At 65.5% G+C, this 10,595-nt stretch carries 11 protein-coding genes; 4 read left to right on the top strand and 7 right to left on the bottom strand.

What is annotated here, in order from left to right:
• Window positions 1–243: 243 nt before the first annotated feature.
• Window positions 244–1,503, bottom strand: coding sequence for a DNA-packaging protein (locus tag ACESL9_RS15290; protein WP_372675108.1), 1,260 nt, complete (start codon window positions 1,501–1,503; stop codon window positions 244–246).
• A 10-nt stretch (window positions 1,504–1,513) separates the two neighbouring features.
• Window positions 1,514–1,864, bottom strand: a complete 351-nt coding sequence (locus tag ACESL9_RS15285; protein ID WP_372614358.1) for a hypothetical protein — start codon at window positions 1,862–1,864, stop codon at window positions 1,514–1,516.
• 512 nt (window positions 1,865–2,376) lie between these two features.
• On the opposite strand from ACESL9_RS15285, the gene pepT reads away from it, so the two are divergent.
• Window positions 2,377–3,621: a peptidase T gene (gene pepT, locus ACESL9_RS15280; protein ID WP_372614356.1), complete on the top strand. Its 1,245-nt coding sequence runs from the start codon at window positions 2,377–2,379 to the stop codon at window positions 3,619–3,621.
• Between the two features lie 168 nt (window positions 3,622–3,789).
• Here the strand turns inward: pepT and ACESL9_RS15275 are convergent, their stop codons facing one another.
• The 5 genes from ACESL9_RS15275 to ACESL9_RS15255 all read right to left on the bottom strand — a co-directional run bounded on the left by ACESL9_RS15275 (window position 3,790) and on the right by ACESL9_RS15255 (window position 8,012).
• A complete protein-coding gene (locus ACESL9_RS15275) occupies window positions 3,790–4,458 on the bottom strand; it encodes an alpha/beta hydrolase (protein WP_372614354.1) in 669 nt (222 codons plus the stop codon).
• Window positions 4,455–5,090, bottom strand: a complete 636-nt coding sequence (locus tag ACESL9_RS15270; protein WP_372614352.1) for a DNA-3-methyladenine glycosylase family protein — start codon at window positions 5,088–5,090, stop codon at window positions 4,455–4,457. The genes ACESL9_RS15275 and ACESL9_RS15270 overlap by 4 nt, the downstream gene beginning before the upstream one ends.
• A gap of 98 nt (window positions 5,091–5,188) precedes the next feature.
• Complete coding sequence (locus ACESL9_RS15265) at window positions 5,189–6,316, bottom strand: ABC transporter ATP-binding protein (protein ID WP_372614350.1); 1,128 nt, start codon at window positions 6,314–6,316, stop codon at window positions 5,189–5,191.
• 92 nt (window positions 6,317–6,408) lie between these two features.
• Window positions 6,409–6,666 carry a DUF2842 domain-containing protein gene (locus ACESL9_RS15260; RefSeq protein ID WP_372614348.1) on the bottom strand — a complete coding sequence of 86 codons (258 nt, stop codon included), beginning with the start codon at window positions 6,664–6,666 and terminating at the stop codon, window positions 6,409–6,411.
• 50 nt (window positions 6,667–6,716) lie between these two features.
• Window positions 6,717–8,012: an adenylosuccinate synthase gene (locus ACESL9_RS15255; RefSeq protein WP_372614346.1), complete on the bottom strand. Its 1,296-nt coding sequence runs from the start codon at window positions 8,010–8,012 to the stop codon at window positions 6,717–6,719.
• 144 nt (window positions 8,013–8,156) lie between these two features.
• Between ACESL9_RS15255 and ACESL9_RS15250 the strand changes: the two genes are divergently transcribed.
• From ACESL9_RS15250 to ACESL9_RS15240, 3 genes are all read left to right on the top strand, one after another.
• On the top strand, window positions 8,157–8,552 hold the full coding sequence (locus tag ACESL9_RS15250) for a DUF6524 family protein (RefSeq protein WP_372614344.1): 396 nt from the start codon (window positions 8,157–8,159) through the stop codon (window positions 8,550–8,552).
• Window positions 8,553–8,675: 123 nt separating this feature from the next.
• Entirely contained in the window at window positions 8,676–9,038 is a 363-nt protein-coding gene (gene secG / locus ACESL9_RS15245; protein ID WP_372614342.1) for a preprotein translocase subunit SecG, read from the top strand.
• Window positions 9,039–9,287: 249 nt separating this feature from the next.
• Window positions 9,288–10,595, top strand: a 1,308-nt coding sequence (locus tag ACESL9_RS15240) for a CTP synthase (protein WP_372675107.1), incomplete at its 3' end; no start/stop codon positions are given.

Raw genomic sequence — 10,595 nt, 5'->3', positions numbered from 1 at the left:
GCGCGGTGCTCCTTTCCGCCTTCGCGTAAGAGAACGACGCTCATCTGGGGAGGGCGATATATTTGGGCGCGGAACAAGGGGCGCAGCCCCCGCCGCGCCATCGCCGGGCCGCCCCCGGGCCCGGCGATGGGTCTCACGAATATGCACGACTTCGATCAGAGGATGACATTGCAGGCATAAACAGCTCAACACGACCGTTGGATCGCCGCGCCGCGGCCCGTTGCTGGCGCTACCTTGCCCTCCTCACAACGCCCGCACCTGCGGCCGCCGCCACCTCGCCCCCGGCTCGATCAAAAGCTCGCTCAGCGCCCAGACCAGCGCATCCACCCGGTCCGGACTGCCCTTGCCGTCATAGCCCTGCACCGTCATCCGGCACATCTGGTCCTCCAGATCACCCAGCCCCTTGAGGTGCCGCACCCGCCACTGTTCATAAAGTGCCGCCACCGGCTCGGCCCGCGCGACCTTGCCCCGCGCCGCGTGGACCTTTTTCAGGGGCACCATCGGATCGACCTGACGGATCACCGACTCGACCAGGTCACCGCCCTGGTTCACCTCGGCCACCAGCTTCTCCGCCCCGAACCGCTCCATCGCCCGGATCGCGGCGCGCGCCCAGGTGGCGGGGCTGGCCGCGCGCACGCTCGCATCGGCCAGGACATAGGCCCGCCAATCCTGCACCGGCCCGCGCATCACGGCGCCCACCACCACGATCCCGCATTCGTCCGATCCGGCATGGCCCGTCACCGGCGGATCGACCGCGACAACCACGCGGTCCATCTCGGGCGGCGCCTCGATCCGCAACGCCTCCAGCGCCGCAGAAGTCCAGAGTGCGCCTTCCGCATCCTCAAGCAGAACCCCTTCCAGTTCCTGCCGGCCCAGCCGCGTCCCGGCATAGCGGGCCTTGACCTCGTCGAGGAACCCCGCGGCCAGGTTGGCGGCGTTGGCCTCGGTCGGGGCGTGCGTGACAACGGTGGAGGGGTTGTCCAGAATGGCCTTGAGAACCCCCACGTTGCGCGGTGTCGTGGTCACGCAGACCCGCGGGTTCTCGCCCAGCCGCAACCCGAATTGCAGCATGTCCCAGGTGTCCTGCGCCCGCTTCCACTTGGCCAGCTCATCCACCCAGGCCCCGTCGAATTGCGGCCCGCGCAAGCCTTCGGGATCATGCGCCGAGAACACCTGCGCCACCGCCCCGTTGGGCCAGATGAGCCGCTTGCGCCCCGCCTGCCATTCCGGGCGCCGATCGGGCGGCGAGCAGGCGAGAATCCCGCTCTCGCCGAACACCATCACCTCGCGCACCTGGTCGATCGTCTCGCCCACCAGCGCGATCCGCCGACAGCGCCCGTGATCGCGCGGCCCCGACCCCTCGACCGATGCCCGCACCCATTCGGCCCCGGCGCGGGTCTTGCCCGCGCCACGCCCGCCCATGATAACCCATGTCCGCCAATCGCCCCCGGGCGGAAGCTGATGCTCCAGCGCCCAGAACTCGAAGAGATAAGGCAGCGCCAAGAGCTCCTCCTCACTCAATTCGTTCAGGAAAGCGGCCTGGACATCTGACCCTTCTGAGGCGATCCAGGCGGCACCCGATGCGAGTCCTTGCGGCATCGAGGTCAATGGCACGGGGTCGGTCGCGCCGGTCTTCTGTGATTGATCTTTTTTCAAGACGTGTCTCCATCTCCATGGCGATCCGCAGCCATTGCCGGATCTCCTGTGTCACCCGGGCCGAATCCGTCAGCCCGCTCACTTGCCCGGCGCGGATCTGCCTGTGCAGCCGCTCCAGGTCGCCCTTCATTGCCCGCAATTGGGTTTCCACCACCTCGAGCGCCCGCCGCAGGCGCTCCCGGTCGCGTCGGTTCTGGTCTGATGCCATCTGGTCGTATCTGCCTCATCTGGAGTTCCTGTTGCCTCCGTCCTTGCCGGGCATGAAAAAACGGCCGCCAGGGTTGCCCCCGGGGCCGCTCGCCCATCTCGTCCAGCATGCCACGAAGGCTAGGCCAGACCGCGCGCCCTGTCAAATTTCGCCGCCCGCCAAGCGCCCGTTTTCGTTATGAAATATTAACTCTATACTGTATCTCGATCAGATTCATGGGATGCCCAACACGAGGGCAGCACGGGGCCGCGGTCGGGTGCTTCGGACTTCTGCATCATGCACTTTATCCCACAACGTCATCCCCTGTCCGAAGTGGTGCGCGCCCTATCAAAAGCACCCGGCCGGGGGGCGGCCGTGTGCTGCCCGGGCGGCTGCGCCGCTGTTCCGGGCGAGAGCGAATCCTATGAAATGCGACGCGCATTACATCATCGAAACATCCCCCCACCGCCCCTTGACCTCGCACGCTGCCCACAGGACAAGAAGGGCAAAGCTCCGAGGACAAAAGGCCCCCCATGAAAACCGAGTTTGACGCCGAACTGGAATCCCGCCTGCTGCGCTATACTGCCATCGACAGCCAGAGCGACCCGGCCTCGCCCATGTCACCCAGCACCGAAGTGCAATTCGACATGCTCAACCTGCTGGTCGAGGAATTGAACGGGATCGGCGCATCGGATGTGCGGCTCACCGATTACGGCACGGTTCTGGCCACGATCCCCGCCACGGTCGAACACGACGCGCCGGTGATGGGGCTTCTGGCCCATGTCGATACCGCGCCCGCCTTCAACGCGACCGGCGTCAAGCCGCGCGTCCATCGCGCCTATGACGGTCAACCCATCCTTTTCCCCGATGCGCCCGACCTGCGCCTGTCGCCCGATGATTATCCCTATCTCGCCAGCAAAGAGGGTCATGACATCATCACCGCCAGCGGCACCACGCTGCTGGGCGCCGATGACAAGGCCGGCGTCGCCATCATCATGACCGTCGCGCGCCACCTGCTGGCCAGTCCCGGCATCCCGCACGGCCCGATCCGCCTTGCCTTCACCCCGGACGAGGAAATCGGCCGCGGCGTTCATCCCGACCTGCCCGCCGATCTCGGCGCCGATTTCGCCTTCACCCTCGATGGCGGCGCGGTCGGCGAAATCGAATACGAGACCTTTTCCGCCGACGGCGCGACCATCCGGATCGAGGGCGTCTCGATCCATCCCGGCACCGCCAGGGGCAAGCTGGTGAACGCGCTGCATCTCGCCGCAAAGATCGTCCAGACCCTGCCACAGGCCACCATGACACCCGAGACGACCGCGGGGCGCGAAGGTTTCATCATGGTCACCGACATGAAGGGCAGCGCGGCGACGGCCGAGATGCATTTCATCCTGCGCGATTTCGAACGCGACGGGCTGGCCGCCAAGGGCGCGCTTCTGCAGGAGGTCTGCGCCGCCGTGCAATCCGGCGAACCGCGCGCCCGCATCACCTGCGAGATCACGCCGCAATACCGCAACATGCGCTACTGGCTCGAAAACGACATGACGCCGGTGGAGCTTGCCCATGCCGCCACCCGCGCGGCGGGATTCGAACCGCGCTCGGAACCGATCCGCGGCGGCACCGACGGCTCGCGCCTGACCGAGATGGGCGTGCCATGCCCGAACGTGTTCACCGGGATGCAGAACCTGCACGGGCCGCTCGAATGGATCAGCGTGCAGGACATGGGCGCCGCGACCCGCACTTGCCTGATCCTCGCCCGGCGCGCGGCAGAGCGGTAAGCCGCGCGATTTTGCGCCGGGCCTCAGGCACGCAACGCACGCCGCGTTAACCGACTTTCCTGCCAAAAGGTTAACGCCGCTCCGGCAGCCGGATGTCAGCCGGGAGTCATACGCGCGTCACCCCCGATCCTTGGCCGGAAAATCGCTGTTAACCCCGCCGCGCGGTGCTCACAGCCCCGCCTTGTCGCGCATGAAGGCCAGCGCCACCGAAAGCCCGTCCGGCGCGATCCCGTGGCCCGTGCCCTTCATGACATGGGCAAAGACCTCCTTGAATCCCGCCTCCTGCAACGCCTCGGCCGCCTGCGGCAGCGACGCGGGCGGCACCACGTCGTCGGCATCGCCATGCACAAGCAGCACCGGCGGCTTCGACACCGCCTCGTCCACCAACAGTTCCGGGTTCAGAATGCGACCGGAAAACGCAACGATTCCCGCGACTTCATCCTCCCGGCGCGGGGCGACATGAAGGCTCATCATGCTGCCCTGGCTGAACCCGAACAGCACCATCTGCTCAGGCAGCATGTCCTCGTCCACCAGCACCCCGTCGAGAAAGGCATTGAGATCATCCACCGCTGCCTGCATCCCCCGCTCCGCCTCTTCCTCGGATGAGCCGTCGATCCAGGGGATCGGAAACCACTGGTAGCCAAACGGCGCCCCCGCGCATGTCTCGGGCGCGTCGGGCGCAATGAAAAGCGTGTCGGGCAAGTGCTCGCCCAGCGGATCGGCCAGCCCCATCAGGTCTTCGCCATTCGCCCCGTAGCCATGCAGGAACACCACGACGGAACGTGGTTTCCCCCCTGATTTCGGGCCCTTGCGGGTTGCTTTCAATGCCCGTGTCATCTGATCCCTTCCCTGTCTTTCGCCACCCGGTAATAGGCCCATAGCACCCGCGCCGCAACCGCGCGCCAGGGGCGCCAGCGTGCCTCGGCCATCTCGCGCAGGGCGCGTTCCCCGGGCCGCTCCTCCAGTTCGTAAAGCAGCCGCGCCGCCTCCTGCAACGCCAGGTCCCCCGGCGCGAACACATCCGCCCGCCCCAGGCTGAACATGGCATATATTTCCGCGGTCCAGACGCCCACGCCCGGCACCGCTGTCAGCACTTTCACCACCTCGGCGTCGGGCAGGACTCGCAATGCCTCATAGTCGATCCCCGCCTCGGCCAGGGCCCTGGCGTAACGCATCTTCTGCCGGCTGAGGCCCGCCGCGCGCAGCGCCTCGTCGCTCGCCTGGGCCAGTGCCCCGGGTGTCACCAGCCCGGCCGCCTGCATCCGCCCCCAGATCGCATCGGCCGCGGCCACGCTCACCTGCTGGCTCACGATCGCGCCCAGAAGCTGGGAAAACCCGTCCGCGCGCAGCCTGAGCGGCACTTCGCCCACGGCCTCGACAGCGCGCGCCATGCCGGCATCGCGCGCGGCAAGCCACGCCGCCCCTTCGGCCACACAGTCCGGCCCCTCGATGATCCGGCCTACGCTCATGCGGGCCTGCGCCTCCCCTCTGCGCGCGTGACATTAACGCTTTCGTCATGCCATGCCGTCACACTGGCTGCAATCGGGCGCGTGCCTTGCGGTTCCGGTCAATCCTCGACCGGGAACACGAAACACCGATCGCGCCGGATCGTCAGCCACAGCGCCTTGCCCGGGCTGGGCAGGAACACGTTGGGCACCGTCACCTTGAGGATCGAGCCGTCGAAATCCATGCGGAACTCGACAAGGCTCTCGCTGCCCATGAAACGCGCCCGCTCGACCACGCCGCGCGCCGGCACGCCGTCCTGCGGCGTCGGATCCGGCCCGCGCCCGCCACGGTCAAAGTCGATCTTGAGATGCTGGGGCCGGATCACGATCTCGACCTCCTGCCCGTCGGGCACGCCGGGGGCAAGGAACTGACCGAACGGCGTATCGGTCAAGGCACCCTGGACCTTGCCCTTTATAACGTTGATATCGCTGAAAAAACTGACCGCGGCCTTGTCGACCGGCGCGTTGTAGATATTATAGGGCGCGCCTTGTTGCACGATCCGGCCATCGCGCATGAGCGCGATCTCGTCGGCCATGCGCATCGCCTCTTCGGGCTCGTGCGTGACGAGGAGAACGGCCGTGCCTTCCTTCTTGAGCATGTCGAGCGTCAGATCGCGAATACCATCGCGCAGCCGGTTGTCGAGCCCTGAAAACGGCTCGTCCATCAGCATGATCCCGGGCCGCGGCGCCAGCGCCCGCGACAGCGCCACCCGCTGCTGTTCGCCGCCCGACAGTTCATGCGGATACGCGTCGATAAAGCGGCTCAGCCCGACCTCGCCCAGAAGCTGCGCAACCCGCGCGCGCTTTTCCGCCCTGCTGCCCTTGAGGCCGAACGCCACGTTCTCGGCCACACTCAGATGTGGAAACAGCGCGAAATCCTGGAACATCAGCCCGATATGCCGCCGCTCGGGCGGCACCCGGACCACGGTGTCACAGATCAGGCGGCCATCGACATGGATCTCGCCCGAATCCTGCATCTCGACGCCCGCGATCATCCGCAACGTCGTCGATTTGCCACATCCCGACGGACCGAGAAGACAGGTCACCTGCCCCGGCATGATGCGCAGCGACACATCGTCCACCACGGCCCGTCCGTCGAATGCACGCCGAAGATTCCTGATCTCCAGGCGCGGCACCGGGGCGCCCGCCGCATCCCGCCCGTTGTCCGTGGCCTTTTCCGGAACTGTCAATTCGGCCTGCCCCGCCATAATCCGATCAAAACCATCAGGTTTCCCCGGCCTGCCTTAGCAGCCTCGCGCAACCGCTGCAAGCAACATGCCGGTCAACCGTCATCTGCGTCATCCTCGCGCCCCGGCTCGGGTTGCCCGACCCCGCGAAAAAGCCCCTTGAGCGGCCAGATCCAGAGGACCCCGAGCCCGATATAGATGACCAACTCGACCAGGACCGGCGGCTTGTCGAGCGGGTCGGGAAACAGCCAGTTGACCAGCGACACCGCAACCACCACGTATAGCGGCATGCCAACCAGCAACACGACGATCGCCAAACGCTTGCGCGCCTTGTAGGAGAAACGCTCAAACATCGGCTTGCCCCGCATTATATCGCCGCATTTCACACGCTCCCGACATTCGATCAATCCGCAAACGGGTCGGTCACGAGAATCGTATCCTCGCGCTCGGGACTGGTGGACAAGAGCGCGACCGGGCACTCGATCAACTCTTCCACGCGCTTGACATACTTGATCGCATTGGCCGGCAGATCGGCCCATCGGCGCGCACCTTCGGTCGAGTCGGACCAGCCCGGCAGTTCCTCGTAGATCGGCACACAACGCGCCTGTTGGTCCGCCGCGGTCGGCAAATAGTCGAGCCGCGTCCCGTCGAGTTCGTATCCGACGCAGATCTTCAACCGCTCGAACCCGTCCAGGACATCGAGCTTGGTCAGCGATATGCCGTTCACCCCCGATGTGGCACAGGTCTGGCGCACGAGGCAGGCATCGAACCAGCCACAGCGCCGCTTGCGCCCGGTGGTGGTGCCGAATTCATGCCCGCGTTCACCCAGGCGTTGCCCGTCCGCATCGTCGAGCTCGGTCGGGAACGGCCCCTCGCCCACGCGGGTCGTATAGGCCTTGACGATGCCAAGGACGAAATCGATCGCCCCCGGCCCGACGCCAACACCGGTCGCCGCCTGGCCCGCGATCACGTTCGACGAGGTGACGAACGGATAGGTGCCGAAGTCGATGTCCAGAAGCGCGCCCTGCGCCCCCTCGAACAGGATGCGCTTGCCGGATTTGCGCTTGTCCTTCAGCACCTTCCAGACCGGTCCGGCATAATGGAGGATGTTCGGCGCGATCTCGCTGAGCTGTGCAATCAGCGCCTCGCGGTCGATCGGCGCCACGCCCAGCCCCTTGCGCAGCGGGTCGTGGTGCTGAAGCGCCCGGTCCACCCGCGCCTCGAGCGTTGCCGCATCGGCAAGGTCCGCCACCCGGATCGCGCGCCGCCCGACCTTGTCCTCGTAACACGGCCCGATCCCACGCCCGGTGGTGCCGATCTTGGTGCCCTTGCTGGCGGCTTCTTCGCGCGCCCGGTCCAGCTCGCCGTGAAACGGCAGGATCAGCGGCGTGTTCTCCGCGATCATCAGCGTCCCGGGGCTGATCTCGACCCCTTGCGCCCGGATGGTCTCGATCTCTTCAAGCAGGTTCCAGGGGTCCAGCACCACGCCATTTCCGATCACCGAGAGCTTGCCGCTGCGCACCACCCCCGAGGGCAACGCATGCAGCTTGAACACCTCTCCATCGATGACCAGCGTGTGGCCCGCATTGTGCCCGCCCTGGAAGCGCGCGATCACGTCGGCCCGCTCACTCAGCCAATCCACGATCTTGCCTTTTCCCTCGTCGCCCCACTGGGCGCCGACAACGACGACATTGGCCATGACGGTCCTCTTTCTTTGCGGATCAAACCCGCGCCGGTATATCGCCACGCGCGGATCAGCGAAACCGCAAATTCGCCGCAGCGTCTGGACAAGCGCCCGCGACATCGCGAGACTGGCGCGACACCGGGATTGATGGGGGTCTGAATGGGTTTCTTCCTGCGATGGGTCTTTGCGTTCGGGCTGCTGTCAGCCACGTTCAACCCGACCGAATGGAATTTCGTGGCATGGGCGCGGACGAACTATTCCGACCAGATGTCCGTGACCGTCCTGGCCGGGCTGGTGCTTCTGGCCGGATACATCATCTACCTGCGCGCCACGCTGCGCTCGATCGGTGCGTTCGGCATGTTTCTCGTGCTCGCCCTGGTCGGATCACTGCTCTGGGTGCTGCATGATTTCGGCTGGCTGACTCTCTCCGACCGGAACCAGAACACGTGGATCGGCCTCTTCGCGCTTTCGGTCGTGCTCGGGATCGGACTGAGCTGGTCGCATGTCCGCCGCGCGCTCTCGGGCCAGGCGGATATGGACGATGTCGACGAGTAGCGGCATCCACCCGCTCAGGCCGGCGACAGGCACGAAACGCCACTGTTTCGTCCTGATCGCTTGCACCCGATTGCCCTTTGCCATACATAGCCGCGAAACAGGCAAATCAAGGCGCCCTGCCCCATGGAAAACGTCGTTCTCATCATCCATCTTCTTCTTGCGCTCGGCCTGATCGGGGTCGTGTTGATGCAGCGCTCCGAAGGTGGCGGGCTGGGCATGGGGTCCGGCGGCGGGGCTATCTCGCAACGCGCGGCCAGCACCGCTCTGGGCAAGTTCACCTGGATACTTGCCGTGGCCTTCATCTGCACCTCGCTCCTGCTCACCGTGATCGCCGCGCAGAAATCCGCGGGCTCGTCGGTGATGGACCGCCTGCAGGACGCGCCCGCGGCGGAGGAAACGACCGACGAAAACCCCGACCTGCCTGCCGGTGACCTGCTGCCACCTTCGGATGAGGACAGCGCACCGCTGGTCCCGCGGGCCGATTGACGTCACGGCCGAACGCGGCGGGCCAGACACGCGCCACAAGCCGTGCGCCGACCCGTGCGCGACACGCCTCAAACAGTTGGGGAAGGAAACCATCCGACAACATGATCTTGCGGCTCTGTTGTCAATTTCATGCGAATCTGCTAACGCTCAAATCCCGTGACATGGCGGCTTTTCCGGCCCGCCCCGACAGGACTTGATCGGCCAGGCAGCCACAGTCGCACCTACAGTCACGGGAGATAACTCGGCCACATGGCGCGTTACGTATTCATCACAGGTGGGGTCGTGTCATCCCTCGGCAAGGGACTCGCTTCTGCCGCGCTCGGCGCGCTCTTGCAGGCGCGCGGCTTCTCGGTTCGCCTGCGCAAGCTCGATCCATATCTCAATGTCGATCCCGGCACGATGTCGCCCTTCGAGCATGGCGAGGTGTTCGTCACCGATGATGGCGCCGAAACCGACCTTGACCTCGGCCATTACGAACGCTTCACCGGCGTGCCTGCGCGCAAGACCGACAGCGTATCCTCGGGCCGCATCTATACCAACGTGCTCGAAAAGGAGCGCCGCGGCGACTATCTCGGCAAGACCATCCAGGTGATCCCCCACGTCACCAACGAGATCAAGGATTTCCTCGCGATAGGCGATGACGAGGTCGATTTCATGCTCTGCGAGATCGGCGGCACCGTCGGCGACATCGAGGGGCTGCCCTTCTTCGAGGCGATCCGCCAGTTCTCGCAGGAACGCCCGCGCGGTCAATGCATCTTCATGCATCTCACGCTCCTGCCCTATCTCGCTGCCAGCGGCGAACTCAAGACCAAGCCGACCCAGCACTCGGTCAAGGAATTGCGCTCCATCGGCCTTCAGCCCGACGTGCTGGTCTGCCGCTCGGAACAGCCCATCCCCGAAAAGGAACGCGCCAAGATCGCGCTGTTCTGCAATGTCCGCCCCGAGGCGGTGATCCCCGCCTATGATCTCTCCTCGATCTACGAGGCGCCATTGGCCTATCACCGTGTCGGCCTCGACCAGGCCGTGCTCGACGCGTTCCAGATCGCCCCCGCCCCGCGCCCCGAGCTGTCAACGTGGGAAGATGTCTACGACCGCATCCACAATGTCGACGGCGAGGTGAATATCGCCATCGTCGGCAAATACACCCAGCTCGAAGACGCCTACAAATCCATCAAGGAGGCGCTCATTCACGGCGGCATGGCCAACCGGGTCAAGGTCAACGTGAACTGGGTCGATGCCGAGGTTTTCGACAAGGAGGACGCGGCCCCCTATCTCGAAGGCTATCACGCCATTCTCGTGCCCGGCGGCTTTGGCGAGCGCGGCACCGAAGGCAAGATCAAGGCCGCGCAATTCGCGCGTGAACGCAAGGTGCCCTATCTCGGCATCTGCCTCGGCATGCAGATGGCGGTGATCGAGGCCGCCCGCAACCTCGCCGGCATCAAGGACGCGGGTTCGGAAGAATTCGATCACGAGGCCGGTGGAAAACGCTTCACCCCGGTGGTCTATCACCTCAAGGAATGGGTGCAGGGCAATTACACCGTCAAACGCTCGGCCAAT

The sequence above is a fragment of the Aquicoccus sp. genome, assembly GCF_041686535.1.
Lineage (GTDB): Bacteria > Pseudomonadota > Alphaproteobacteria > Rhodobacterales > Rhodobacteraceae > Aquicoccus.
The sequence above is the reverse complement of the archived record's forward strand: the minus strand, read 5'-3'. Positions and strand labels throughout refer to the sequence as shown.

Excerpts from the sequence above, each read along its gene's own strand:
- ACESL9_RS15270 (WP_372614352.1), bottom strand. The coding sequence starts at position 5,090 with ATGAGCGTAGGCCGGATCATCGAGGGGCCGGACTGTGTGGCCGAAGGG.
- ACESL9_RS15260 (WP_372614348.1), bottom strand. The coding sequence starts at position 6,666 with ATGTTTGAGCGTTTCTCCTACAAGGCGCGCAAGCGTTTGGCGATCGTC.
- pepT (WP_372614356.1), top strand. The coding sequence starts at position 2,377 with ATGAAAACCGAGTTTGACGCCGAACTGGAATCCCGCCTGCTGCGCTAT.
- ACESL9_RS15255 (WP_372614346.1), bottom strand. The coding sequence starts at position 8,012 with ATGGCCAATGTCGTCGTTGTCGGCGCCCAGTGGGGCGACGAGGGAAAA.
- ACESL9_RS15285 (WP_372614358.1), bottom strand. The coding sequence starts at position 1,864 with ATGGCATCAGACCAGAACCGACGCGACCGGGAGCGCCTGCGGCGGGCG.
- ACESL9_RS15275 (WP_372614354.1), bottom strand. The coding sequence starts at position 4,458 with ATGACACGGGCATTGAAAGCAACCCGCAAGGGCCCGAAATCAGGGGGG.
- secG (WP_372614342.1), top strand. The coding sequence starts at position 8,676 with ATGGAAAACGTCGTTCTCATCATCCATCTTCTTCTTGCGCTCGGCCTG.
- ACESL9_RS15250 (WP_372614344.1), top strand. The coding sequence starts at position 8,157 with ATGGGTTTCTTCCTGCGATGGGTCTTTGCGTTCGGGCTGCTGTCAGCC.